The sequence below is a fragment of the Candidatus Methylacidiphilum fumarolicum genome, from assembly GCF_949774925.1.
GTDB classification, from domain to species: domain Bacteria; phylum Verrucomicrobiota; class Verrucomicrobiia; order Methylacidiphilales; family Methylacidiphilaceae; genus Methylacidiphilum; species Methylacidiphilum fumarolicum.
Genome location: NZ_OX458932.1, coordinates 403,972 through 429,358 on the forward strand (window position 1 = coordinate 403,972; position 25,387 = coordinate 429,358).

Here is a 25,387-nt window from a genome sequence, read left to right on the forward strand (position 1 = left end):
CGAAACTTTTTAAAAAAATTCAATCTAGGAATTTAGAAATTTTGTAATTATTTTTAATGTCATCTTTTCCTTAGGCTGCAGATGAAAAGATTTAAGGATCTCAAAAGTGGATCCTTGGTAGTCTTTAGCGAATAATCCCCTTTCATAACTGACCGTATAGATAGGAAAGTGATAAATTTGTAGGGGTTCTTCAGGCAGAATCCATTGCCAAGCAAGATTTCTGGTCTTGTCATAAATGGTCCATTCGCTCACCTGCTCTTCTTCAAAAATCATGCCTGGGTTAAGCTTTTTATCCTTAATGAGGATATAACGGTCTAGAGAATCAACAGAAAGGATCGAATAATTGATTTCACAACAATAAAGCAGTTCTATAGGGACGGTATCGTTATTAGTAATGGTGTAATTGACTTGAAGTTCGCCTTGAGGAGAAAGAAGGTACTCCTTTCTAATGGTAAAATGGAACATTTTGTTTATGAAATACAGCCCTCCATTTCTTTCCAAGACAACGGATAGTCCCTTTGCATTCTGGACGAGCTCCACAATGGTGTAGGGCTGATTGACAAAATCCCCATATTCCAAAAAAGAACTGTTGGCAAAATCATAGGCTGAAGTGGATAAAGGAACGAAATGATCTAGAAAGAGAGTCCTTTGATGCCAATCTTCGATATACATGTCTGGAGGAACAGGTTCGGGAAAATAACAGGGATGTCGTTGTAAGGTATTGGCTAAGTTATAAGAGGTGGGGAGGAAATTAAACTCGGTAATAGAGCCACCATATAAAGGTTCGATACATAAGGAGCAGTGGGAAGAGCGGAGGAAAATTTCTGGGAACTTATCTGCATCAAAATCATTTTGCTCAATAGGCGGTACAAGATGCTCTGCTTTTTCTTTGATCATTTTCTCAGCCTTAAGAATATGATAAAAGGCTGAATCTCGAATATAATTACCAAAAAGACCATCTTTAAAGGCATGCCAATACACTGTATGTCCTTGACTTGCCAACAGACAGTCAAAGATTTCTTCCTGGAATTCCTTGGGCAATAATCGGATTTTGGCACTGACTTGAAGCATTCTTTTATGGATGTGATTAGCTTCAGGATACTTAGAGAGGAAAGTTAACCAGTGGCCTCCACGAAAAAACTTGAGGAATCTATCAGCATCAAATCTAACCTTTAAGTCATTGAATGCGGAAATGTAATCTAATGTGGCTTTATACGGTAAGCAAAAAGGTTGTAGTTCTTTTCTTCCACCTGAAGGCAGGGTGATTATTGGCCAGTAGCCATCAATAAATTCTGATGGCAGTCTGGTTTGAATCCAAGAGGCGTTATTTTCAAGATATTGCAACCAATTTTCCAGTCGACCTCTATGATAAATTTGCTCTCTGGTATCAGGCCAAAAACCGTAGAGCTCTCCATTTTGAGCAATGCAAAGAAGTTGCATGCCTTCCCTGTGGCTTATTTGGACGAATGAGGAATGGATATCTTTGATATCTTTAAAAGGAATTTCTTTTGAGAAGGATGAATGATAAGCGAACACATGAATGGCGTGCTGGTTGAATTGAGTAAGAAATGGCTGTTTAATTTCTGCGGGTGTTATACCAGCATTTTCAAAAAGACTGTCCTCTAAAATGGTATATTGATACCCAGATCGGCAGAGTAGCTCGACAAAATAAGGTTCCCATATGGATTCAGCTAGCCACACACCCTTAGGAGACTGACCGAAGGTGTTTTTCAAAAACCGATTCAATTTTTCAAGCTGCAGCAAGCTATCCTCATTGGAAAGATAACAAAAGATGGGTTCATAAAATCCTCCTCCAAGCAGTTCAATCTGCTTCTCAGTAATCAATTTTTGAATCAGTTCTATAACCTCTATCTCATTTTCTTGGAGATAGACTAGATAGTTACCGCTAAAATGGAGAGAAAGTCGGACTTGCGGATGATCCCTAATCGATTGAAGGAAAGGGAGGGTGGCCTTATGAGTAAATTTTTTCTTGGTTTCAGCAAAAACACCTATGGGCTGATGAAAATGGACCACCCAAAGAATATCGATCTTTTTTAAATGAACCATTGTTGTAACTCAAAATCCTCAGAAGGAAATAGGAAATCAATAGTCCCTCTTTCAGGATATCTTTCCAGGCTTAGATGTTCATGATTAAGGATCCTTACAAAAAAACTAACTTGACTATTTTCTTTCCAACCTATGGCAGCTACAGGCAGAGCTAGGACAAAGAAATCATCCCAAAAGACCTCTATTGTTCCTCCCACAGGCTGAAAAATACCGGCACTGTCCATGGCTTCAATTTTCTTATCCCATAGGTTACTATCTTTGGCGACACATTCGACTCTATGGATGGCCGGAGAGATAAAGTCAACGACCACAATTTCTGGTTTTGTTGCTAAGTCTAACCGGAGGTAAAAATTATTTTTATCAAAACCAAAGAACAGTTTTTTGCCGATCCGATTCGATTGGTACATAGCAGTTTGTTGAACCGAAATGTCAAGGAATCCCGCACCAACCCAATCAAAATAATTTTCGAGTCTTCCTGTTAATTTTGGGCTTATGTACAATCTGGGAAAAATATAAGGGACCGGGAGAGAAGGAACATTGATAGGCAGGTCTAGATAAGGTGGTGGGGTGAAGCCTAAAAACCCATACACATTTTTAAGATGTGAGCGGAAGAGCTCATCAAAGAGTTGATCGGAATCAGTGGAAAAATCTGGACCATACCACCAGAACCAATCACTGCCTTCAGCAGCATAAAGACATTTCCAACTTTTAAGCTCAGAAGCATTCCCTTCTTTATTTGAATTTTTAGTTAAAAATTCCCTGGTTTTCCCCAGCCATTCCCAAGCTTTATTCTCCTCGCTATCTCCAATCCATATATCGAAATCAGCGTTGATCCATGAACCGGTATAAAGCTTATAAACAGTGTTGGCTGGGGGATAGGTATCAAAATACTCAGAAGCGAGGGTGGTTTTTAAATTCCGATGTTCCACAAGTCCCCGGTAGAAGGAACTAAGAAAAGCCTCTCCCCCATCGTTAAAAGACTCCCAAGCATTTTCTCCATCCAGAGCGATAAGAACTGCCCCTCTTTTGGGATCAATATGTTTGCAAGTATTCTCAAGGCTATGGAGAAGAAAATTAGCCGCTTGTCCTGGATCGTTTTGGGAAGCTTTGAATCCAATAAAATCCGACAGGGGTCTTTCTCTGAAGAGGGCACAAAGAGAAGCCTCTGGCAACTCTACCCGCCAACCCTGAAAAAGAAGGAGATGATCTTCATGTTTCCCACGCCAATGAGGATCAAGTTCAAGGCTACGGAAGAGAATGGATTCATCTGTAAAAAAGTAATCAAATCCTGCTTCTTTGAACAGTGGAAGAAGTTCCGGACAGACTGAGCCTTCTGATGGCCAAAGCCCACGGGCAGGTCTACCGAAAACACTCTTCATTTTTTCCTGCCCAAGCTTCAGTTGGTTCAATGCGTCTTCGGGAGCTTTGAATTGAGAGGGGAGGTTAACATAGGGCATGCAGCGGCGAGCAAAATTGGTGTCATAAATAAGAGGCAGGATAGGGTGGTAGAAGGGAGAGGTGGTGATTTCGATCTGGCCTCTGTCCAGAGCCATTTTATACTTTGGGATGATGGAGGAAAGGATGGAGTGATGAATTTTCAAAAGCTCTTCTTTTTGCTCTTCGGTATAATTTCCGCCCTGTTTTCTTAGTTCGTTTAGAAAAGGATACTGCTTTCGGGCAGCATAACCGCACCAGACCAGATTATAAAATACTTGTATGTCTAAGTAATCCTGAGGACTAAAGAGCGAAGTTAATTCTTCTAATCTTGCGTAATTAACTACCTTGCCTCTTCTTTGCAAGAGTTCATAGTACCGAGGGATAGGCCGAATCATGGTTTCATAATTTGCTTTGAAAAAATTTTCCAAAATCTTTTGTTTTTGGATCGGAGTAAGTTCGGTCGCGGGGATTCTGGTTAAAATTTCAACGAAGTCTTTTGCTTCTTTTTGTACTAGTTTTTCAATCTGCTCGAGCAACACCGGCGTAAAATTAAATATCGTTTTGAGTCCTGGAAATCTTTCCACCATTTCTAACATGTCCAGATAGCTATGAACCGAATGAAGCCTGACCCATGGCATAAGCGCCACATTGGTAGAATGATCAATGTAGTCGGGTTGGTGCATGTGCCAGAGAAGAAGAATATTCATGACAATTAAAATTGTTTATTGGCTATCATACAAAACTATACAAACTATATCTTACGAATTTGTCGAAGAAAATCGGCTGCTTCTTCCGGATAGACTGGATTGATGAAAAATTCACTACCTAATTCAAATCCTGCCAGGAAAGAAATCCTTGGTAGAATTTCAATGTGCCACCGGTAATCGACTTCTACGGCAGTCATATACTCGCGTCGAGAACTACGAAGCGGAGCTGTCTGCAGCACAAGATTATAGTCAGGATTTTCTAAGCCTTTTTTCAATCGTTTCAAAAGATTTTGAAGAATATCGCTTAAAAGCATGATCTGATTATCGTCAAGAGAAGAAAAATCCAAGGAAGAGAATTTTGGCATTATCCAAGATTCAAATGGGAAACGGCTCGCCCATGGGCAAAAAGCTGCAAAAAAAGAGTTTTCTAAAACAATCCTTTTCCCAGTGCTCAGTTCCTCATGTAATACGTCGGCAAAAAGGCTTCTTTCTTTCATTTCAAAATGCCTTTTAGCTTGCTCAATTTTTTCCTTCACTTCGCGAGGGACTATGGGCAGGGCAATCAATTGAGAATGCGGATGAATGATTGTAGCTCCGGCCATCCTGCCTTTGTTTTTAAAGATGAGAATGTACCGAAAGCGAATGTCTTGTTGTAAATCAAGAATCCGCTCCCTATAGGCTTTCAGTACTAATGAAACGCCTTCGACTGTTTGATCGGCAAGCTCGACTGTTGGATCGGGATTTTCGATGATGACTTCATGAGCACCTATCCCATTCATGCGATCAAACATTCCAATACCCTCGGCTTGGAGATCTCCTTCAATCCGTAAAGCGGGATACTTGTTGGGGACAACGCGTACAAGCCAACCAGGGGAATCGGAGGGACTATCCTTAGGTCTAAAAGCAAAAACTTCATGAGGAGTGAGTTTTTCTTTTCCCCAAGAAAAGGCATCGAAAATTTCTCTGTGATTGTTTTGAGCCACTACAGTGTATTCTACAGGCCTTTGTTTTCTTTCAGGCGAAAAAACGACCCATCGATTTGGCACAAAAGGATCTTTACGAAGTTCTGGCATAAAGTTAATTATTTCATCTTTGCTTCGGTGATTTCCGAAAAAAAGATACCCATTATGTTAACTGCAAACTGTCTAGGTATGTTTTTTTTGATTTTATTTTGGCATAAATGCAATTCTTTTTTTGTACCAATGGTTGGCATAGGGGCAAGAACAAAATGGATTGCAGTTCTATAGTCTACAGTTGGCTTAGAGATCCAACCGTCTTTTTTTAAATAACAGAAATAATGGTGATGAAATTTGAAGTCATTAAAAAGGTAGAGGGTTCGAAGGCTAGGTTAGGCAGGCTATTTACCCCGCATGGGGAAGTGTCTACTCCCTGTTTTATGCCTGTGGGAACAGCAGCGACTGTCAGGGCGGTCTTCCCAAAAGATCTAGAAAAAGATGGCGTCCAGATGGTTTTGGCCAATGTCTATCATCTCATTCTTCGTCCTGGAATCCAGATTATTAAGGAGGCAGGAGGCCTCCATAAATTCATGGGATGGGAAGGAGCGATTCTTACTGATAGTGGAGGTTTTCAGGTCTTTAGCCTCTCTTCTTTCTGTAAAATTTTACCCGAAGGGGTACGGTTCAAATCCCCGATTGATGGTTCTTCATTGTTGCTGACTCCTGAATCGGTAATCGATGCTCAAATGGAACTGGGAGCCGATATTGTAATGAGTCTTGATCATTGCCCGCCTTGGCCTTCTAAGGAAAAGGATTTAGTTGAGGCAACTCGAAGAACGATAGGTTGGGCTAAAATGGGCAAAGAACGCTGGGAAAAGCATTGGGGGACTAAAATGGTGGAACGTTCTACAAACCCTATGCTCTTTGGCATTGTTCAAGGAGGCACGAAGAAAGAATTGCGTCAGGATTGCTTTGAAGAACTTTTGAAAATAGGTTTTGATGGATTTGCGATTGGAGGCTTAAGCGTTGGAGAACCGCAAGAGGAAAGCCTGAAGACTATCGAAGCCCTTAGCCCTTTTATGGATAGTTCCTATCCAAAGTATGTCATGGGGATGGGCCATCCATGGCAAATCATCCAGATGGTGGATTTGGGTATAGATCTTTTTGATTGTGTCTTACCTACTCGGCTAGCCAGACATGGATCAGCCTATGTTGAGGAAGGAATCCTCCATTTAAAAAATGCTAGGTTTAAAAAAGATGGATTGCCTATAGAGGAAAAATGTTCCTGTTATGCTTGTCGAAAATTTAGTAGAGCCTATATCCATCATCTGTTAAAATCTCAAGAAATTCTTGGTATAATGCTCTTGTCTATGCATAATCTCTCATTTTACAACAGATTGATGAAGGAAATGAGACTATCCATTGGCAATGGACAATGGATTGATATGTTGACTAGATGGAAAAATAAAAAGATAACAAAGTAAATTTAAAACGAAGAGAAATTCTATGAAAAGTAATGTTGAACTCTACTTTAGTATGGCGCCACCTCCTCCCCCTCAACCCCATGGTCGCCCAGGGGCCAACCAACAAGTTCCAGAAGGCCCTCCCCCCATGACCTTTTTTGTAACGACGATTCTCATATTTGGGATCTTCTACTTTCTGCTTATTCGGCCTCAGCAGAAACAAAAAAAGGAGCAAGAAAAGCTCATAGCCAGTCTTGAAACCGGGGACAGAGTGATTACTTCTGGAGGCATTTTAGGAGTAGTGACGAATGTCAAGGAAAAAACCGTTGTCATTCGGGTCGCTGAAAATGTCAAAATTGAAGTATTGAAAAGTGCGCTGACAACCGTAACAAAAACGGTAAAAGAAGAACCCAAAGAAACAAAAGAAACAAAAGAATCGAAGGATGCCAAAGGTAAAGCTGGATGAGGGATGGTTTGCTTATCAAAAAAAGAGATTTGCAAAAGCTTCCAAACATTAGGACTGTTTATATAATCGATCGTGGGAAGCTTATTTTGAAATTTGATAAGGGGTATTGGTAACATGCTGTTTTTTTCTTTTGCTACAGCCCTTTTTTTCCTTATTACCCTCATCTGGTATTTTACTGCTGTCGAGGACAGAATCAAAAGATGGGTAGGATTGGCTTCTACCCTCTCGATTCTCTTCAACGCAATATTTTCCCTTTATCCGCTAGAAAAAAAGATAAGGCTTGGGCTAGATCTAAAAGGAGGAACAGCTTTTTTGTTAGAACTACAAGGAGAACCCACCTCCGGGGCGCTCGATCAGGCTATCGGGGTCATTCGCAAGCGGGTTGACAAGTTTGGTCTTTCTGAACCAATTATTCAACCGGTAGGCAAACGGCGAATCAGTGTGCAAATTCCAGGCCTATCCGAATCAGAGAAGGCTGCGGCCAAAGAACAGCTTTCCAAAGTCGCTAAACTGGAATTTAGGCTAGTGCATCCTGACTCGGATAAGCTTTTAGCTGCCGTCCAATCTGGACAAGAAAAAATCCCGCCTGGCTATGAGATCCTTCCTTTTTCTCAGGAGATATCAAAAGGGAATAAAACGGAAGCATTGATCCTTGTAAAGAAAAGGGAAGAGATGGGGGGGAAGTATGTCAAACGGGCTTTTAGAGGATTTGATGAAGTAGGTCGACCTACCGTGGTGATCGAATTCAACGAGGCGGGGGCAAAGAGATTTGGGGAGATCACCTCAAATAATATCGGGAAAAGGTTAGCCATTGTCCTAGATGGGGAAGTGAAAAGTGCTCCAGTCATCCAAACGGCTATTTTTAAAAGCGCTGTCATTTCTGGTGGGAATATGAGTCCCAAAGAAGCGGAAGATCTTGCCAGTGTTCTTGAGAATCCGCTTGAGACCCCCGTAAAGATTTTAGAAGAAAGGGGAGTGGATCCCTCTCTTGGGAGAGATTCTATAGTCAGCGGCATCAATGCTGCCCTAGCTGCCTTTGCCTCTGTAGTCCTTTTTATGGTGTTTTATTACAGGCTGGCAGGGCTGGTTTCCATCATTGCCTTGTTAGTCAATCTCCTCTTGCTTCTGGGCTTACTGGCCCAGTTTCATTTTACTCTTACTCTGCCGGGGATTGCGGGCATTATTTTGACGATAGGCATGGCGGTTGATGCGAATGTGCTTATTTATGAACGGATTAGAGATGAGCTGGAGGTGGGAGTTCCTGTCAGGCAAGCCATTTTTATTGGCTTCAATAAGGCCTTTAGTGCCATTTTTGATTCTAACGTTAGTTTGATTATTCCCTCGGTCATTCTCATGGAGCTTGGGAGTGGTCCTTTACAGGGATTTGCTGTAACGCTCGTTCTCGGTATCGTTGCCAATCTTTTTGCTGCTCTTGTCTTGAGTCGTAATGTGTTTGAATGGCTTCTGTCTTGGGGGATGCTGAAGAAACTTTCCATGATGAAATTCCTGCACAAACCAAATTTTGATTTTATAAAATTCAGTTGGCTGACGGTCCCAGCGGCTGCTATTCTACTGATAGTAGGAATGTCTACTTTCTTTTTGAGAAGCGGGGAGCTTCTTGGAGTTGATTTTGCTGGAGGCGATGCGCTGACGGTTGCCTATAAGGAAATGATTCCAGTCGCTAGCGTCAGACAGGTTTTAGAAGAAGCAAAAATCCATCCAAGCTTACTGCAGTATGCGAAAGAGTCCAAGCAGCTTATCTATCAAGTTCGTTATGGGGAAGGGGAAAAAAGTGTTGGGGTACTGAAAGAAAAATTTCCACACGCTGGCTTTAGTCTATCCAGAATGGATAGTGTGGGTCCAGTGGTTGGCGAGGAACTTAAAAATCGAGCGGCTTTAGCCCTTTCCCTAGGTCTATTAGCCATTCTCCTTTATGTATCTTTCCGTTATGAATGGTCTTTTGCTTTGGCTGCTGGGATTGGGCAGCTCCACGATGTGTTGCTAGCCATAGGTCTTATGGCCATATTTGGTAAGGAATTTGATATGTACTTAATTGGCGCTTTTTTAACGATTCTTGGCTATTCGATTAACGAAAAGATCGTTATTTCTGATAGAATCCGAGAAACATTGAAGTATAAAAGCAGTTTGACATTCAAAGAAATTATTAATGAAGGTATTAACAAAACCCTTGCCCGGACGATTATGACTGGAGGCACGGTTGTGTTAGCGACCGTATCGATGCTCCTCCTTGGAGGCCCAGTGATTTCTGTTTTTTCCTTAGCCATTTTGATTGGGGTGCTTGGGGGAATGTTTTCTTCTCATTTTATAAGTCCAGCTCTGTTGTACTGGTTTCATCGACTAACGGAGAAGAGAGGGAAAAAGATTCCTATTCAGTCCCAAGCCGTTTAACAACCCATCCGTCTTATGAGCAAAATGTTCTACCCAACAATAGGTTCTGTTCCTTATCTCAATGCCAAGCCTTTAATCTATGGACTTAATAACCACATTGTTTTTGCAGCCCCTGCTCAACTTTCCCTGTTGCTCAAAGAGGGGAAAGTTGATGTGGCGCTCTGTCCGCTTGGAGCATCGCTGATTGAGGGATGGAGCTATTTTGTCGATGGCATAGGCATTGTAGCCGATGGGGATGTCTACAGTGTCATCCTAGTTAACGATAAACCTTTAGATGCCTTACGAACCGTTCGGGCCGACTTTGAAAGCCGTAGTTCGGTGCTGCTTTTACGTGTTATTTTTGAATGTTTCTTTGGTAAACCCCTCCGGTTTGTTTCTGCAGAGGAGGAGGCCGATGGTTTTCTTTTGATTGGAGACAAGGCTTTACAGTATCGGAAAGAGCATCCAGACAGAACGGTGATTGATCTGGGTGGTCTTTGGAAAAAACTGACGGGTCTGCCGTTTGTCTTTGCCCTGTGGACGATCAGATCGGGTTATGAGGAGAAAGAAAAGATAAAAGAACTTTTAACCCAAGCCAAAGAAAGAGGCTTAGCTTCCATAGAAAAAATCGCTCAATCCCCACAGGAGATTACCTACTTGACCCATTTCATTCATTATGAAGTTAAAGGAAAAGAAAAAATGGGCATTGAAGAGTTTTCTAAAAAATTGGTACAATTAAAATTAATAAATCAGGTTAACCCTTTTCATTGGGTATGAATACGATGGAATATGGTGCAGCGGAACAGTTGATAGACAAAGTCAGAAGAAAAATAGAGAATTTTGAAAGAATAAACCTTGAAGAAGCTAGATCGCTTTATTTCCTTCCTCTAGCTGAGCTTGGGATGTTGGCGGATTTAAGGAGAAAGCAGATCAAATCCCAAGCATATGGTGGGAATGGGGCTGAAATTGTAACCTATATTATCGATAGGAACATCAATTATACCAATGTCTGCAACACCTATTGCAAATTTTGTGCCTTCTATCGCACACTCAAAGATCCTGATCATTATGTGCTTTCTATAGAGCAAATTGAAGAGAAAATAAAGGAATTGGAGGCTATTGGCGGGGTGCAGATCCTTTTACAGGGAGGCCATCATCCTGGGCTCGGCATCGATTATTATCTGGATTTGCTTTTTTCTATCCGTAAAAAGTTTCCCCACATTAATATTCATGGGTTTTCGCCTCCTGAGTTTCTTCACTTTTCCAAAACCTTTCGCCTTCCTGTAGAGGAGATTATCAAGCGGTTCATGGAAGCCGGACTTGGCTCCATACCAGGTGGTGGGGGGGAAATCCTTGTTGATTCTGTCAGAAAAAAAATTGCTCCTTTAAAATGCTCTTCAGAAGAATGGTTGGGAGTCATGAGAACGGCGCACCATCTCGGGTTAAAGTCTAGCGCGACGATGATGTTTGGGCATGTGGAACAACTAGAGGATCGGTTGGAGCATCTTGAGAAAATTAGAAAGCTACAAGATGAAACAAGCGGTTTTACTGCTTTTATCTGTTGGACATTTCAGCCAGAAAATACAAAACTCAAAGCGACAAAAAAAGGACCGTCAGAATATCTGCGCATGCAGGCACTGGCTAGAATTTTTCTGGATAATATTGAAAACATTCAATCTTCTTGGGTAACTCAAGGAGTAGAGGTCGGACAAATTGCCCTGTATTATGGGGCCAATGATTTTGGCAGTGTGATGATGGAAGAAAATGTAGTTTCTTCGGCGGGAACCACCTATAGAACTACGGTAAAAGAAATCGAAGAAGCTATTACGAGCAGTGGATTTAAACCTAAAAGAAGAAACAATTGGTATCAGCTGTTGAATTAATCTTTGTAAAAGGTCTCTGCTTGCGATTTGCCTTGCAATGGATGATAAAAATATTCAAGAGAAGGCCTTTGGGTTCATTTTTTATCAGAAAGTATCATGGGTAAAAGAACGGACATAGAGTCGATTTTAGTGATCGGCAGTGGGCCGATCGTTATTGGGCAGGCTGCCGAATTTGATTATTCTGGGGTTCAAGCTTGCAAGGCGCTAAAAGAGGAAGGGTTCAGGGTCATCCTCATCAACAGCAATCCAGCGACCATCATGACCGATCCGGAGTTTTCTGACAAAACTTATATTGAGCCTATCACTGCCGATTTTCTAGAGAAGATCATCAGGCTAGAAAAACCCGATGCTATTTTGCCAACTTTAGGAGGTCAAACCGCTTTGAATGTAGGCGTGGAGCTTGCCCGGAGGGGAATTTTAGAAGAGCTTGGCATAGAAATGCTTGGAGCGAATGTTCAGGCCATAAAGAAGGCCGAAGACAGGCAGCTTTTTAAGGAGGAAATGCTTCGGATCGGGCTGGACGTTCCCCAATCGGGTATTGCTAGAAACATGGAAGAAGCAAAAGCGGTGGCTGCGCAAATTAACCGGTATCCTTTGATTATTAGGCCTGCTTTTACTCTGGGTGGCCAGGGCGGGGGGATCGCCTATAACCGGGAAGAATTTGAAGCAATAGCTGCACGGGGGTTGAGTGTTTCCCCGATCGGCGAAATTCTGATTGAAGAAGGCCTGGTTGGGTGGAAAGAATTTGAAATGGAGGTGATGAGGGACAGAAAGGATAGCTGTGTGCTGATATGTTCGATAGAAAATCTTGATCCAATGGGAGTCCATACCGGGGACAGTATCACAGTAGCACCCGCTCAAACTCTTAGCGATGAAGAGTTCCAAAAGATGCGGGATTGGTCTTTTGCAGTCATTAGACAAATTGGGGTAGAGACAGGAGGGTCTAACATCCAGTTTGCCGTTGATCCGAAAACTGGAAGAATGGTGGTCATTGAGATGAACCCTAGGGTGTCCCGTTCTTCTGCGTTGGCTTCTAAAGCAACGGGATTTCCTATAGCCAAAATTGCGGCTAAACTTGCTATTGGCTATACGCTTGATGAATTGCCCAACGATATTACAAAAAAGACCTTAGCCTGCTTTGAACCCGCCATCGACTATGTAGTCGTCAAAATCCCACGGTTTACTTTTGAAAAGTTTCCAGAAGCTGATCCGACGCTTAGCTCCTCCATGAAAAGTGTTGGAGAGGTGATGGCTATTGGAAGAACCTTCAAGGAGTCGCTGCAGAAAGCTTTAAGATCCTTAGAGATTGGGGCATTTGGGATTACTGGGGGCATCCATGGGCATGATCAGGTGCTTTCCGAAGAACAAATTCGGTATTTTCTGCTCACCCCTCGAGCGGAACGGATTTTTTATCTTCGTCATGCTTTTCGCTGCGGCATGGATATAAAAACCGTTGCTTCTCTGAGTGGGATTGATCCATGGTTTCTTAGTCAAGTGGAAGAACTTGTCAAAGAAGAACAAAAATTAAGGACTAGCCCTGACCCCTCTTTATTGCTTGAAGCAAAGATGGATGGTTTTTCTGATAGACAACTTGCGCATCTCTGGAACCTTTCCGAAGAAGAGGTCAGAGCTTTAAGAAAAAGTCAAAATTGTCTGCCTTCGTATCGATTAGTGGACAGCTGTGCGGCTGAATTTGAAGCTTCTACCCCTTATTATTATTCCACTTACGAACCGGGGCAGAGTGAACTGATAAAGGCCGAAGAGAAAGAAAAAATCATCATTTTAGGAGCTGGACCGAATAGGATAGGGCAGGGCATCGAATTTGATTACTGCTGTGTGCATGCGCTCATGGCTTTGCGAGAGCTTGGCTATAGGACCATCATGATCAATTCCAATCCTGAAACGGTTTCTACCGATTATGATAGCTCGGATGAACTGTTTTTTGAACCGCTTACTACCGAAGACGTTCTCCAAGTTTACGAACGAACGAATGCCGCTGGGGTGATCATACAGTTTGGGGGACAAACCCCACTGAACCTTTCCTTGTCATTAAAAAAAGCTGGCGTAAAGATTCTTGGGACCTCGGTGGAATCCATTGAGATGGCCGAAGATAGAAGGCTTTTTTCCAGGCTAATTGCAAAACTTGGGCTGCGCCAACCGCAAAGCCGGATTATTTCAAATGTACAAGAATCCATTGAAGCTGCAAAAACAATAGGCTATCCAGTGCTTTTGCGTCCTTCTTATGTATTAGGTGGAAGGGCGATGCATATCGTTTATACAGAGAATGATCTGGTGAGATTTGTAGAAGAGGCAATAGAAGCGGCTCCAGACAAGCCAGTGTTGCTTGATCATTTTTTAGAAGATGCCATAGAAGTGGACATCGATTGTGTGAGTGACGGCGAAGATGTCTTTATTGGAGCTATTTTGGAGCATGTGGAATTGGCTGGCGTCCATTCCGGAGACAGTGCCTGTGTGATTCCACCTTTCAGTCTTTCAGAACCCATTAAAGAAGAAATTCGACAGACTGTTTATTTGTTAGCTCGGGAATTAAAAGTCTTGGGGCTGATGAACGTACAGTTTGCTGTGCAAAAAAACAATCTTTACGTGCTAGAGGTTAATCCGAGGGCCTCTCGGACCGTTCCATTCATAAGCAAGGCAATCGGAATCCCTCTGGCTAAGTTGGCGACTCAAGTGATTATGGGAAAAAAGCTTAAGGACCTTGGATATGTTGGCTCTGAGCTTACCCCTTCTTATTTCTGTATCAAAGAAGCGGTTTTCCCATTTGACCGGTTTGCTGGGGTGGATATCCTGCTAGGGCCAGAAATGAAATCCACTGGGGAAGTCATGGGAATAGATGATGATTTTGGGATTGCTTATGCTAAAACCCAGATTGCTTTGAATGCGCCCTTGCCGCTGCGAGGAAAAGTTTTTATAAGTGTCCGCGATCAAGATAAAAAAGATGGGATTGAGATTGCCCGTGCCCTTAACAAGCTTGGGTTTGAAATTGTAGCTACAGAAGGTACAGCCCGTGCGCTTAACGAAGCCGGTGTCGCCTGCATGAAACTCTATAAGTTATCCGAAGGCAGACCGAATGTATTGGATATGATCAAAAACGGGGAGATAGCCCTTGTAATCAATACCCCTTCTGGTCCAACGGCTAGAAAAGACGAGATTCGGATAAGAACGACCTCTCTTTATAGTAAAATTCCTGTCATGACAACTATAGCCGCCGCGCGTGCGACCGTTGAAGCCATCCGATCGCTCCAGTCTAGAGAAATCCATGTGAAAGCGCTCCAGGAGTATCATCATGGTTTGGCAACCGCTAGATGAATTTTTCCTATGAAGGGAAATAGTAAGGTAGCTTTTATTATGTATTATATTTTAAGAACCACTCCTTCTTTTGCCTTCTTGCCTTTGAGACTGGTCCTTAGCCTCATTTTTTTTGCTCATGGATCTCAAAAGCTCTTCGGATGGTTTGGTGGCAAAGGGCTAGAGGCTACGGCATTGAGTTTTGCTGAAAAATTTCATTTGGTTCCAGGGATCCTTTGGGCATCATTGGCTGGTGGAGGAGAATTTCTTGGAGCCATCCTTCTAGCCCTGGGGCTGGCGACGCGTCTTGCCGCTTTCAATTTGGTCGTAATTATGAGCGTGGCCATTCTTGTTGTGCATAGGCATGCTTTTTTTGTGCATGATGGAGGGATGGAATATGCATTGAGCCTTTGGGCGGGGGCTTTGTCTTTAGTAGTTGGCGGGGGTGGCTTTTTTTCCCTGGATCGACAAATCTCGCGGAGGATGGGTGGAGCGCAGTAGTTTAAAGTTCTAAAAAAACGAAGCATGAGACGCAGTTTTTTTTTGTCCTTTTTTATGGCACTAGTGGATACGTCATTTTCCGTGGTTTCTTGCTGTTGCCCCACCATTTCGTTCTTCAGCTTGTTTACTTGACCATTGGCGCTTTTGTTGTCTTTGGTTATTCTCTAGGCTCTTATTTGAAATCCCACTACTATCCACCTGGGGTGAACTGGATCATGTCCATATCCAGTCTTTGGATGCCCGCAGTCATCTATTTATTCATAGGAATATGCCTGGTGGATATTAGTCGGCCATGGCTCCCTGCACCAGTCCGCTCTTTTTTTGTGGGGAGAGAATGGATGGTTGGGTTTGGGATTGTGGGAGCTGTCAGTCTGATGTTGATCAAGGGCTATGTGAATACTCTAAATATAGAGCTTAAAAAATTGGAGCTTGTCATTAAGAAACAAAGCCTACATCCCTTCTTAAGATTAGTGGTGGCGTCGGACATCCATGCAGGAGGGACAATTGGGAAAAGAAGGCTTTCAAGAATAATTAACAAAATTCAGTCCCTAGAGCCTGATCTTATTCTTCTTCCAGGAGATTTGCTTGATGGCAGTAGAACAGCTCTAGAAAAAGAAGGGATAGATAAGGTTTTTATGAGCCTTTCTGCCCCTTATGGAGTCTATGGCTGTATTGGAAATCATGAGTGTTTTTACGGTTCCGATAGTCTTGCTGCTTTTCTTGAAAAATGCGGTATTACTATTCTCAAAGATGAAATAAAAGAAGTCGATCAGTTTTTATACATTGTGGGTAGGAATGACAGGGCGGTGGAAGTCCTCGAAGGCAAAGAAAAAAGGAAACCACTGAAGGTCATTCTTCAAGGAATAGATAGATCCAAAGCTATATTTGTGATGGATCATAGGCCGACGGCTATAGAAGAAGCCGTGGAGAATCAAGTCGATCTGCTTGTTTGTGGACATACGCATCAAGGACAATTTTGGCCAATCAATCTTATTGTGAAGAGAATTTTTGCTTTTAGCTACGGATACCAACAAATAGGCTCGACGCATGTGATAGTCACCCGAGGGGCAGGGACATGGGGGCCTCCGGTAAGGGTGGGACAGCGATCGGAAGTGGTCCTGGTGGAGATTCGGTTTATAGAAAAATGAACCAGTCTTTTGGTAGGATCAGAAGAATATCCGAAGGGTTCCTTGCACCCAGAAAGGAAGTTGTGGAGTGATAAAATCATAATTGAAAGATCTAGCACTGATAAAGCCAGGTGCTCCCGGAGCCCAGTATTTTTCGTCTGTAAAATTGTAAAAATAAAGGCTTACTTCCCATTTTGAGGTGGTATAGAAAATCCGTGCATTGAGCGTATACCATGTGGGGATTCTAACGGTATAGTCATAATTTAAGAACTGCCCACTTTGCACAATAGACCAGAGTGAAAATCCTAGGCCTTTTTCAGTTTGATAAGTAATGACCGTGTTGGCGTAGTTTCTTGGAAATCCAATGAATGGATAATTGAGAGGAGCAAGAAAAACGTATGGATCCACGCGTAAACCGAATTGATCGGCTATGTTGGAAGGATACGGCTGGGTAGTCAACGGACCAATAGGAGAGCCAATCCAATTTTCATGAGCATCAATGAATGCATAGCCAACATTGATAGAAAGATTGTGCAGGGGTGTCCAGATAGCTTGGAGTTGGCCGCCTTTGAGATAGGCTTGCGTGGTAGCTACCGATCCTTGTGGAAGCACATAGGCGGGAATGAATCCGTCTTGATAAAATCCTGAAAGATCGATCGATACTTTGTCTTTATAGAGGTTAAATTTTGTGCCGATTTCGAAGTATTGGTTGGTAAGATGGTAATAGGTAGAAGAGAAGTCTGGAGCGAAGCTCCCAAAGGCACTAGGAAAAGGATTTTGGCCGAAAAAATAGGTAAAATGGGAGTTCATCCAAGAAAAAGGATCGTAAGTGAGGCTCATGGAAAGTTGGGGGAGAACAGCGGTCATGTTATTTTCTAAAAATAATGGCAGAGGAGTACCTGGAGGACTGGAGGCGTGTACGGAATAAAAATCGGCTCGTCCTCCAAAAATTAGGCTGCATTTTTCGCTCAGATCGATCTTATGTTGATAAAATGGGGAAAGTTTATAGAAAGTCGAAGCGGTTGTTACAAAATTATGGGAATTATAATAAAAACCAGGATAGCCAGGAACTGGAATGTCAGTAAGGTAAGGATTGCCAAAGAGCAAGGCTTGATTGTAGGAAACTATTGGAGTAAAAAAATTGTCCAATAAAGGTTTTGTTAGATCCCAGGTATTAACAGGAGAATGCCATACTCCAGAATATTCGTTGTCGCTAAAATAACGAAATTCAAGGCCGCAATCGATGCTATTTTGGGTTAACAGACTGCCTATTGGAGCTTGGAAATTCCATTGATTTTCTATTCTATCATCAAAATTATACCCTGCAGGAAGGACCGTCCAAAAATCGACAGGAATCATTTGATCGATGAACGTGCTATAGTACTCGAAGAGGGAGTTGTTGAGGATTTTGAAGTTGTCTAAAATTTCCAGAGTTTCTATGAGCTGAGAAACGGCATAAAACTGTTCGGTGCTATCGATAGGATTATTCAGAATGTTGGTTCTTGGATCGATAGGGACAGCAGCTCCCCAGTTCACCGCATAGCCTTGCCCAGGAGGAGAAGTGCCTATCCCTTTGTGAAATACCCCGTTTTGGTCGAACCAGCCTGCAAAAGGGCCAGTCAGATAGAGCCTATTATTGATTAGTGCCTGAGTAGGTCGATTGAGACCAGCCGGAGGATTTAGGCTGTTAGAATCGATTTCTCCATTAAAATCGATTGTCAATTTTTCGTAAGGTTTATAACTCAAGGCCATGTATCCAGACTCTCTTCTTAGATAGGAGCCATAGTAGTAGTTGTAATAGGAAGAGCCATCTTGACCAAAATAGTCAAGCCGGTACGCCAGGTTATTCTTAATGGGGCCTCCAAAGTCTAAATTCCAGAAATTCGTTCCATACATTCCTGCCGTATAGGAAGCCTCTCCTTGGAACCGATCAAAGTGCGGTGATTTGGTTATCTCATTAAGGTATCCTCCCGCCAATTCTTGAGGTCCAAAGATGATATTGGATGGACCTGTTACCATATCCAGATTTTCATCCATATTCGGATTCATTAGAGGCCCATATTGAGCATCTCTACTGAATCCAACAAGCATGCCATTTCTATACCTTGTAGCTGGCAGTCCCCTTAATATGGGTTCCGCTTGCGGACTGCCGGTCATCTGGGTTTGATTGATGCCAACTTGATAGGCGGAAAGCTCATTGACATTCTGGAAATTAACGGTTTGTAAACTCCTTCTAGAAACGATCTGAGCCGTTCGTGTTGTTTCTTCGATCTCTGTTTGATCGCTAGTGGCTTCGATAGATTGGTTTTCCTTGGGTTTTTTCGATCGACCAGTAGATGGCTGCAGGGGATATTCAGGGGCTATTTCTTCGGGAATGGTAGAAGCCAAGGGACTTAGCGTGTCATTATTGTCACTAGATTGAGCCTGCAGCAAGCAGTTAAGCAAACTGAAAGTGGCAAAAAAGTAAAAAGAAAGATAAAAATAAGAGCAGGTAGATATTTTTAATAAGGCTCTTTTTTTTTTGATAACTTTTTTGCCCCCACTCTTTTTTTTTCACAAAAAGTCGGCAAGGACGCAACATTATGTGGAAGAAAAGACAAGCATATCTTTTTAAGAGCCGAAATTCAAAATACAAATCGTTTTCTTATATTTTCTTGTATAGAAAAACAGTAGCTAAAAAGGAAGATCCCTATCCAGAGATGTTTTTGATTGTTTGGATGGAAATTTTTTTTTCGTACAAACTCTTTCCAAGAATGGCTCCATAGAGGCCTTTTATCTTTTGAAGTTCCTCCACATCTCTAAGGCAACCTATTCCACCAGAAGCAAAAACAGGCAAAGCACTATTTTCTACTAGTTTTTTAGTGCCCTGAATATCGGGTCCTTCTAGGGTACCATCCGTCAGGACGTTCGTGTACAATAAGAAACCAGCACCAGATTTTTCGAGTATTTTTACAAAAGTTTCCATTCGGTAGGTGCTTTCTTTCGTCCAACCTTCCATTAAGATTTGACCATCCTTGGCATCAATAGCGGCTACAATTCTTTCGCTGCCTACGGCTCCAGAAATTTTTTCTAGAAAGCTTGGATCAGTAAGAAGCCGACTCCCGATGACCACTCGTTGAGCCCCATTCTCTATGGCTTTAAAGACGTCCTCTTCTGTTCTTAACCCGCCCCCGTATTGGATGGGTAAATGAGTCTGTTGCGCTATTTTTTCTAAGACCGAAAGTTGTTTTGGTTTGCCTTCAAAGGCGCCTTCTAAATCAACTATATGTAACCCATCGGCGCCTTGGTCTTCCCATAACTGGGCAGTTTGGAGAGGATCCGATGAATAGACAGTCAGCGCCTCCAATTTCCCTTGTCTTAACCGGACGACTTGGCCTTTATAAAGGTCAATGGCAGCATAGATTTTCATTGGACTATTAGATCGAAAGTAAAGGTCTGTGGATGGTTGAGTGGATCAAAAAATTTTTTAGAAGTTGGATTCCTTTCTTATGGCTTTTTTCAGGATGGAATTGAGTGGCTAGAAGATTTCCTCTAGCGATGGCACTGGCAAAAGGGACACAATAGGTTGTTTGCAAAAGAATAATCTCTTTTTGAATGACTTCGGGATAATAGCTATGCACAAAATAAAAGTAATCACCAGAGGATATCCCGTCCAAATAAGCTGATTTTTTCAACACTTCTACCGAATTCCAACCGATATGAGGTACTTTTTCTTTGCTTTCAGGGAACCGGACAACTTTTCCTTTAAAAATACCGATTCCTTTGGCCCCCTTAGATTCTAAACTTTCTTCAAAGAGCAGTTGATACCCAAGACAAATACCCAAAAAGGGTAAATCCTTGGATATCCAATTCTCCAGGAAGGGGAGGAACCCTTTAGCCTCTAGGCCTTTAATTCCGTCTCCAAAAGCCCCTACTCCAGGGAGGACAATAGCAAGAAAATTATAGTGGTTTGGAGGAGAAAAGAGCCTTTCTACTTTACAAGATAAGGATTCAAATGCTTTTTCGACACTCTGAAGGTTGCCCATGCCATAATCAATAATTCCAACGGGAAGCACTGGTTGACTTTTCTGTTCGAATCTATTTTGCAATTCTTTACGTTTTTTTCTATCAATTCTGTATAATAATAACTGAAAAACAAATTTTTTTATGACCCTTTTTTTTACCAAAATGAATGGGGCGGGCAATGATTTTATTCTACTTGATAACCGCCAAGGACTTCTCAGTTTGGATGCTTCTTCTATAGCTTATCTCTGTGATCGTCATAGAGGGATTGGAGCTGATGGCATTTTGCTCGTTGAATGGGCAGAGAAGGAAGGGCTCCGAATGGTTTATTTTAATGCAGATGGCAGCCGGGCAAGCTTCTGTGGGAATGGGGCAAGATGTTTTGCTAGGTTTGCATGGGAAACGGAACATAAAAACGTAGGTTGCGGAAGGCTTTCTTTTTTGACGGATTGTGGAACAGTCGAGGCTTGGGTGGAGGGAGAAAGGGTGAAGATTACAATGCCTTCTGCAAAAAACCTCAGGCTGGATGTCCCAATCAGCCTTAGCGACCGCACGCTTAACGGCCATGCCATTGATACTGGGGTCCCCCATGTGGTCCTTTTTGGAGATTATGAAAAATGGACAGAAGCTGCGCTTCAGGATTTGGGCTATGAAATTAGATGGCATAAGGCATTTCAGCCGGAAGGAACGAATGTGAATTTTGTCTGGAAGGCAGGAGAGCAAGCAATAAAAGTAAGGACGTATGAACGGGGGGTGGAAGGAGAAACACTGGCTTGCGGATCAGGAGTTACGGCTTCAGCTCTTATTTCTAGTGTGATCCTAGGCATGGAACCGCCAATCGACGTTTACGTTCGGAGTGGGGAGAGGTTGCAGGTGCATTTTAGAAGAACCGAAAAGGGCTTTGAGGAGGTTTTTCTTGAAGGCCCGGCCAAAAAAGTCTTTGTTGGGCAAATAGAATTGCCTTAAAAAAAAGAATATTATGAAAATCCAAGGAACCTATACGGCTATTATTAGCCCATTTCATAATGGGCAGATTGATAGAAAAGCTTTAGAGCGACTGCTAGAACATCAAATCGAGAATCGTATCGATGGGATAGTCCCTGTTGGGACAACGGGAGAATCGCCAACGCTTTCCTATGAAGAGCATATTGAGCTCGTCCGATTGACTGCGGAAATTGTGGAGAAACGAATAAAGATTTTCGCTGGTACTGGCTCAAACAGTACCGCGGAAGCCATTCACCTGACAAAAGAAGCTGAAAAGATAGGAGTGGATGGCGTGCTCTTAGTTTCTCCCTATTATAACCGTCCTTCTCAGGAAGGGCTCTTCCGCCATTTTTCGGCAATTGCGGCTTCAACTTCCTTGCCGATTCTCCTTTATAATATTCCTTCCAGATGTGGAGTGGATATTGCTGTAGATACCGTCAAGCGGTTGGTAGAAAAAAATAAGAATATTGTGGGCATAAAAGAAGCCGGAGGGAGTGTGGATAGGGTAAGTCAGTTGGTAGAAGCACTTCCTGGGGAGTTTTCTATTCTCAGTGGGGATGATGCGCTGACTTTACCTTTCTTAAGTGTTGGGGCAGTTGGAGTCGTCAGTGTGGCTTCCAATCTTTTCCCTAGGCCGGTGTCAGCACTCGTCCGATTGTATCTAGAAGGAAAGCCATTTGAAGCACGCCAGCTCCATCAGACCCTCTATCCGTTATTTAGGGATCTCATGATTGAAACCAATCCGGTGCCTGTAAAAACAGCACTGGCAATGGAAGGCTTAACGGATTTGGAACTTAGGCTGCCACTGGCTCCCCTCCAACCTCAGAATCTTGAAAAATTAAAAACAACCTTATCGCGCACGAAAGAAAAACTAGCCAAAGTAGAACATTTATGGGCTTGAGGTGAGGATGAACAGGCAAGGAAGGATAACAAGGATTCTTTTGACAGGGGCACAGGGGAAAATGGGACAGACTGTTGTTCAGGCTGCCGCATTAGATCCAGAAGTCAAAATAGTAGGGTTGATCGATAAGGAAGACAGGCTAGAAGAAGCTTTCAAGATAGCGGCTGATTGTATCATTGATTTTTCGGTACATCATTTTAGCCAGGAACTGGTGGAAGCTGCTCTTAGTCATTCTCTTCCCTTGGTTATTGGCACAACAGGGCATACTCCTGAGGAGCTTGAAAGAATAAAAGAAGCTTCACAAAAAATCCCTATTGTGATGTCTCCTAATTTTTCTTTGGGAGTGAATCTTCTGGAATTGATGGTGCACACTGCTACGGTGGTGCTGGGTAAAAGCTATGATAAAGCCATTATTGATATTCATCACAATACCAAGCTTGATGCTCCCAGTGGAACGGCAAAAAGGCTTTTGGAAGTCCTCATGGCCGCAGAAAAAATAATCGAGGAGGCTTCTAAAGACTTTTCATCGCAAGAAAAGCTGCCTCAAGTCCATTCTATCAGGGCTGGGACAGTGGTGGGAGTCCATACGGTTTTGTATTGTGGGCCTGGAGAAGTCATAGAATTAACCCATAGGGCAGAAAACCGGTTCCCTTTTGCTCATGGCTCACTCAAAGCGGCGAAGTGGATAGTCGGAAAACCGCCTGCCATTTATTCTATGAGGGATGTGCTCGGATTGGGGCAATTACTGTAGGCAACTCTTACTCTTAGATTACTTGCTAGAAGCGATCGATGTGGGCTTGAATTCTAGAAAATATTGATAGGGTAAAAAACCAAACTCTTTGTCAAGACTAAAGCCTGCTTGCTTGAAGTCTGCCACGACTGCTTGAGCTGAGAGTTTTATATGCCTTTTGAATCGTGCGGTGGCTGGGAAAAGACGCGGGGCATTCGGCTTGATGTCGATGACAGCTACCTTTCCATTTTTTTTGAGTGCCTTCGCTAAGGCTTTGAGATAGTTTGGATTGTGAATATGATGATAGCTATTACAGAAAAAAATCAGATCCACACTCTGCTTTTCAAGCCCAGGATTGTTTTTGGGCGATTTTCGGACTATCAGATTGTTTAAGCTCTCCTTTTTTGCCCGCTTTTTTAAATATCTCACCATGGAGGATTCTCTATCCAAAGCTATGACTCTGCCTTGAGGGCCCACAACACGGGCGAATTTTATAGCAAAATATCCAGTCCCAGCGCCAATATCCGCAACCGTTTGCCCCGGTTTTAATTGGAGGGCCTGGATAACGGCTTGTGGCTTTTGCCATTTGTCCCTAGAAGGCGCATCAAATTGTTCAGCCCATAAGGCAGGCTCTTTGAACCGATACTCGTCTTGCTCCCTAATCGAAGTGGTGGCGTAGCCAGCTTGGAAGAAACCATAAAATAAAAAGCAAAGGAGCACACAAAATGCTCGTAAAAAAAGAGAGTTCATAGAAAGTTTAAAGATATTTCACTAAGATTAAGTGTTTCTAAACTATGTCCCCAGCGTTGATTTAATCTTAAAATCAACGAGCAAAGTTGAAAAGTTTTTTTCTGGCTAAGGCTCAGGTGTCAAACGAGTAGTAGGAGCCTATGGGCAGGGGAGCTAAACTAAGACTCATGGAAGTGGCCAATCCCAGGAAATGGAAGTATAGATAAGATGTGATTTTAGAATGACAGCAGAGAATTCCCTGACTCCTTCCCATTATCCCATTCAATCAGACACCGAAACGGGCTTATTGAGCTTGGGGCATTCTGAGACAAAACCAATGTGTAAAGCATGAATTCCCGAGCAAATGCTGCATTCAGAACGTTTGTAGGATCGGATATGCTTGTTAGTATCATCAATCTCTCATGTTATAGTTAAATTTAGTCTCAATTGTCTTTTGACTGCATCTCAATTCCGACTTCCGGTATCCCTTCCAGAGTAGAATGACGAACCGACTCATCGAAGTGATTCATAGGATCATACAGCTTGCCAAAAGAATGGCCAGAGGCCTTCAAAGCTTCCGCTATCTCAGAATTGCTGCATTCTTTAAAGCAGACAAACTGATTCTCGGTATTCCGGCTCTACCCACTTAAAACAGCGATGAGGCAATAAATAATCCTACTGCATTTAACAAATGATGTTTCATTCCGAAACTCCTACACGAAGGTAGATTGATGAAGGGAAGTGGCCGGGAGGGGTAGTAAATGCAGCCACTCGCTCCTCAACCAGGCCATCCTGACCACCTTGTGGGATGTATTCTGGAAACACCTCGGTAAGTACCTTCGGACATTTATAGTGGAGCAGACTCATACAGAAAATGATCCTAAACCTATGATTAAACGCAAGAAAGGCATGCAACAGAGAAGACTCCGTACTGGGAAAGAACGTTTTTAGTAGATCTCGAGGGTAATCATATGGAAAGTAAATATCATGAAAATGAACAACCACTCCCTCTCGAAGCCTTGGTAACACCTCCAGAATAAGGAAGTTCACATCGCCGCCGGCTTTCACCACATGCGACGAATCGATGAATAGAAGATCATCTTTCCGCAGAGCCTCAAACAGTTCCTATCCTGTATCCTGTACCCGCTGAGCAAGCAGCCGAATACCGGCCATCGCACGGAGGGCAGGCGACGGATTCGGTTCAATCGCGGTAATTTCCACCCTTTCTCCCCCGTTCTCTTCATTCCTGCGTGCCGCCTCCCGCATGCAGAACGTAGAAACTCCAGACCCCACCTCGATAATCCGTCGCGGCTTCAAGTACCTAACCATAGCATGTAGAGCCTGCGCCTCAATATATCCGTAGCCTGGGCCGAATCCCATACTACTGGCGTATTTGTACACAGCATTCCCGGCGTACTCTCCAACAAAAGGCAGGCATATCTGTCGAAAATTTTTTACTTGGCTCTCCAGGTCCACTTCAACCCCACGCATCTTGGATGGCCGCATCCAACTCTTCTGCGTCTTCTCAAGCTCAATGGGATCTGGGAGAGGACAATAGTAATGAACAGGTACGACGTGAAGGCCGCACAGGCGTCGCATCGCTCTGTAAGCATACAATAGAGCTCGTTTCAGGAAGATCCTTATCTGTCTTTTCATTGCATCCTTATCTGTTTTTTTTTATTACATTGCGCCCCTCCCGTAGCTGAATCATACAGAAGTGCAGCTTCCACGAGGGCT

Annotated in this window: 20 protein-coding genes and 1 pseudogene; 12 read left to right on the forward strand and 9 right to left on the reverse strand. The window is 42.9% G+C overall.

What is annotated here, in order from left to right:
* Positions 1 to 24 precede the first annotated feature (24 nt).
* Genes QOL44_RS01790 through QOL44_RS01800 form a run of 3 tightly spaced genes read right to left on the reverse strand, consistent with a single transcriptional unit; the run spans position 25 to position 5,284 of the window.
* Positions 25 to 2,067: an alpha-amylase/4-alpha-glucanotransferase domain-containing protein gene (locus QOL44_RS01790; RefSeq protein WP_009060349.1), complete on the reverse strand. Its 2,043-nt coding sequence runs from the start codon at positions 2,065 to 2,067 to the stop codon at positions 25 to 27.
* Positions 2,055 to 4,211, reverse strand: coding sequence for a glycoside hydrolase family 57 protein (locus QOL44_RS01795; protein WP_009060346.1), 2,157 nt, complete (start codon positions 4,209 to 4,211; stop codon positions 2,055 to 2,057). Before QOL44_RS01795 ends, QOL44_RS01790 begins: the two co-directional genes overlap by 13 nt.
* A 44-nt stretch (positions 4,212 to 4,255) precedes the next feature.
* A complete protein-coding gene (locus QOL44_RS01800; RefSeq protein WP_009060345.1) occupies positions 4,256 to 5,284 on the reverse strand; it encodes a galactose-1-phosphate uridylyltransferase in 1,029 nt (342 codons plus the stop codon).
* A gap of 224 nt (positions 5,285 to 5,508) precedes the next feature.
* On the opposite strand from QOL44_RS01800, the gene tgt reads away from it, so the two are divergent.
* From tgt to QOL44_RS01840, 8 genes are all read left to right on the forward strand, one after another.
* Complete coding sequence (gene tgt, locus QOL44_RS01805) at positions 5,509 to 6,651, forward strand: tRNA guanosine(34) transglycosylase Tgt (RefSeq protein WP_009060341.1); 1,143 nt, start codon at positions 5,509 to 5,511, stop codon at positions 6,649 to 6,651.
* Positions 6,652 to 6,673: 22 nt separating this feature from the next.
* Positions 6,674 to 7,096 carry a preprotein translocase subunit YajC gene (yajC, locus tag QOL44_RS01810; RefSeq protein WP_009060339.1) on the forward strand — a complete coding sequence of 141 codons (423 nt, stop codon included), beginning with the start codon at positions 6,674 to 6,676 and terminating at the stop codon, positions 7,094 to 7,096.
* 114 nt (positions 7,097 to 7,210) lie between these two features.
* Positions 7,211 to 9,505, forward strand: a complete 2,295-nt coding sequence (locus QOL44_RS01815; RefSeq protein ID WP_009060337.1) for a protein translocase subunit SecDF — start codon at positions 7,211 to 7,213, stop codon at positions 9,503 to 9,505.
* A 15-nt stretch (positions 9,506 to 9,520) separates the two neighbouring features.
* Positions 9,521 to 10,261, forward strand: coding sequence for a menaquinone biosynthesis protein (locus tag QOL44_RS01820; RefSeq protein WP_009060335.1), 741 nt, complete (start codon positions 9,521 to 9,523; stop codon positions 10,259 to 10,261).
* Positions 10,258 to 11,367: a cyclic dehypoxanthinyl futalosine synthase gene (gene mqnC, locus QOL44_RS01825; protein WP_009060333.1), complete on the forward strand. Its 1,110-nt coding sequence runs from the start codon at positions 10,258 to 10,260 to the stop codon at positions 11,365 to 11,367. The genes QOL44_RS01820 and mqnC overlap by 4 nt, the downstream gene beginning before the upstream one ends.
* A gap of 96 nt (positions 11,368 to 11,463) precedes the next feature.
* Positions 11,464 to 14,697 (forward strand): carbamoyl-phosphate synthase large subunit, encoded by a 3,234-nt coding sequence (gene carB / locus QOL44_RS01830; RefSeq protein WP_009060328.1) that lies wholly within the window; start codon positions 11,464 to 11,466, stop codon positions 14,695 to 14,697.
* 9 nt (positions 14,698 to 14,706) lie between these two features.
* On the forward strand, positions 14,707 to 15,177 hold the full coding sequence (locus QOL44_RS01835) for a DoxX family protein (RefSeq protein WP_009060327.1): 471 nt from the start codon (positions 14,707 to 14,709) through the stop codon (positions 15,175 to 15,177).
* A 236-nt stretch (positions 15,178 to 15,413) separates the two neighbouring features.
* Positions 15,414 to 16,325, forward strand: a complete 912-nt coding sequence (locus QOL44_RS01840; protein ID WP_283401192.1) for a metallophosphoesterase — start codon at positions 15,414 to 15,416, stop codon at positions 16,323 to 16,325.
* Positions 16,326 to 16,343: 18 nt separating this feature from the next.
* On the opposite strand, the gene QOL44_RS01845 is transcribed toward QOL44_RS01840, so the two are convergent.
* The 3 genes from QOL44_RS01845 to hisH all read right to left on the reverse strand — a co-directional run bounded on the left by QOL44_RS01845 (position 16,344) and on the right by hisH (position 20,392).
* Positions 16,344 to 18,737: a TonB-dependent receptor gene (locus QOL44_RS01845; RefSeq protein WP_244229036.1), complete on the reverse strand. Its 2,394-nt coding sequence runs from the start codon at positions 18,735 to 18,737 to the stop codon at positions 16,344 to 16,346.
* A 256-nt stretch (positions 18,738 to 18,993) separates the two neighbouring features.
* On the reverse strand, positions 18,994 to 19,713 hold the full coding sequence (gene hisA, locus QOL44_RS01850) for a 1-(5-phosphoribosyl)-5-[(5-phosphoribosylamino)methylideneamino]imidazole-4-carboxamide isomerase (RefSeq protein ID WP_009060323.1): 720 nt from the start codon (positions 19,711 to 19,713) through the stop codon (positions 18,994 to 18,996).
* 7 nt (positions 19,714 to 19,720) lie between these two features.
* Positions 19,721 to 20,392: an imidazole glycerol phosphate synthase subunit HisH gene (hisH, locus tag QOL44_RS01855; protein WP_009060321.1), complete on the reverse strand. Its 672-nt coding sequence runs from the start codon at positions 20,390 to 20,392 to the stop codon at positions 19,721 to 19,723.
* 58 nt (positions 20,393 to 20,450) lie between these two features.
* On the opposite strand from hisH, the gene dapF reads away from it, so the two are divergent.
* Genes dapF through dapB form a run of 3 tightly spaced genes read left to right on the forward strand, consistent with a single transcriptional unit; the run spans position 20,451 to position 22,942 of the window.
* Positions 20,451 to 21,272, forward strand: coding sequence for a diaminopimelate epimerase (gene dapF / locus QOL44_RS01860; RefSeq protein ID WP_009060319.1), 822 nt, complete (start codon positions 20,451 to 20,453; stop codon positions 21,270 to 21,272).
* A gap of 13 nt (positions 21,273 to 21,285) precedes the next feature.
* Positions 21,286 to 22,191, forward strand: a complete 906-nt coding sequence (dapA, locus tag QOL44_RS01865) for a 4-hydroxy-tetrahydrodipicolinate synthase (protein ID WP_009060318.1) — start codon at positions 21,286 to 21,288, stop codon at positions 22,189 to 22,191.
* A gap of 7 nt (positions 22,192 to 22,198) precedes the next feature.
* Positions 22,199 to 22,942 (forward strand): 4-hydroxy-tetrahydrodipicolinate reductase, encoded by a 744-nt coding sequence (gene dapB, locus QOL44_RS01870; protein ID WP_009060316.1) that lies wholly within the window; start codon positions 22,199 to 22,201, stop codon positions 22,940 to 22,942.
* A gap of 18 nt (positions 22,943 to 22,960) precedes the next feature.
* On the opposite strand, the gene QOL44_RS01875 is transcribed toward dapB, so the two are convergent.
* Positions 22,961 to 23,671 carry a class I SAM-dependent methyltransferase gene (locus tag QOL44_RS01875; protein ID WP_009060315.1) on the reverse strand — a complete coding sequence of 237 codons (711 nt, stop codon included), beginning with the start codon at positions 23,669 to 23,671 and terminating at the stop codon, positions 22,961 to 22,963.
* A gap of 470 nt (positions 23,672 to 24,141) precedes the next feature.
* On the opposite strand from QOL44_RS01875, the pseudogene QOL44_RS01880 reads away from it, so the two are divergent.
* A pseudogene (locus QOL44_RS01880) lies at positions 24,142 to 24,300 on the forward strand (ISL3 family transposase); the annotation flags it as partial.
* Positions 24,301 to 24,349: 49 nt separating this feature from the next.
* On the opposite strand, the gene QOL44_RS01885 reads toward QOL44_RS01880, so the two are convergent.
* Positions 24,350 to 24,772, reverse strand: a complete 423-nt coding sequence (locus tag QOL44_RS01885) for a class I SAM-dependent methyltransferase (RefSeq protein WP_390886893.1) — start codon at positions 24,770 to 24,772, stop codon at positions 24,350 to 24,352.
* Between the two features lie 3 nt (positions 24,773 to 24,775).
* Positions 24,776 to 24,979, reverse strand: coding sequence for an O-methyltransferase (locus QOL44_RS01890; RefSeq protein ID WP_283401193.1), 204 nt, complete (start codon positions 24,977 to 24,979; stop codon positions 24,776 to 24,778).
* Between the last annotated feature and the right edge of the window lie 408 nt (positions 24,980 to 25,387).

Bases quoted from the DNA above. Each gene is read 5' to 3' on its own strand.
- QOL44_RS01795 (WP_009060346.1), bottom strand. From the start codon at position 4,211: ATGAATATTCTTCTTCTCTGGCACATGCACCAACCCGACTACATTGAT.
- carB (WP_009060328.1), top strand. From the start codon at position 11,464: ATGGGTAAAAGAACGGACATAGAGTCGATTTTAGTGATCGGCAGTGGG.
- mqnC (WP_009060333.1), top strand. From the start codon at position 10,258: ATGAATACGATGGAATATGGTGCAGCGGAACAGTTGATAGACAAAGTC.
- QOL44_RS01820 (WP_009060335.1), top strand. From the start codon at position 9,521: ATGAGCAAAATGTTCTACCCAACAATAGGTTCTGTTCCTTATCTCAAT.
- QOL44_RS01875 (WP_009060315.1), bottom strand. From the start codon at position 23,671: ATGAACTCTCTTTTTTTACGAGCATTTTGTGTGCTCCTTTGCTTTTTA.
- QOL44_RS01840 (WP_283401192.1), top strand. From the start codon at position 15,414: ATGCCCGCAGTCATCTATTTATTCATAGGAATATGCCTGGTGGATATT.
- dapF (WP_009060319.1), top strand. From the start codon at position 20,451: ATGACCCTTTTTTTTACCAAAATGAATGGGGCGGGCAATGATTTTATT.
- dapA (WP_009060318.1), top strand. From the start codon at position 21,286: ATGAAAATCCAAGGAACCTATACGGCTATTATTAGCCCATTTCATAAT.
- tgt (WP_009060341.1), top strand. From the start codon at position 5,509: ATGGTGATGAAATTTGAAGTCATTAAAAAGGTAGAGGGTTCGAAGGCT.
- QOL44_RS01815 (WP_009060337.1), top strand. From the start codon at position 7,211: ATGCTGTTTTTTTCTTTTGCTACAGCCCTTTTTTTCCTTATTACCCTC.
- dapB (WP_009060316.1), top strand. From the start codon at position 22,199: ATGAACAGGCAAGGAAGGATAACAAGGATTCTTTTGACAGGGGCACAG.
- QOL44_RS01800 (WP_009060345.1), bottom strand. From the start codon at position 5,284: ATGCCAGAACTTCGTAAAGATCCTTTTGTGCCAAATCGATGGGTCGTT.
- QOL44_RS01890 (WP_283401193.1), bottom strand. From the start codon at position 24,979: ATGGTTAGGTACTTGAAGCCGCGACGGATTATCGAGGTGGGGTCTGGA.
- QOL44_RS01790 (WP_009060349.1), bottom strand. From the start codon at position 2,067: ATGGTTCATTTAAAAAAGATCGATATTCTTTGGGTGGTCCATTTTCAT.
- hisA (WP_009060323.1), bottom strand. From the start codon at position 19,713: ATGAAAATCTATGCTGCCATTGACCTTTATAAAGGCCAAGTCGTCCGG.
- yajC (WP_009060339.1), top strand. From the start codon at position 6,674: ATGAAAAGTAATGTTGAACTCTACTTTAGTATGGCGCCACCTCCTCCC.
- QOL44_RS01835 (WP_009060327.1), top strand. From the start codon at position 14,707: ATGAAGGGAAATAGTAAGGTAGCTTTTATTATGTATTATATTTTAAGA.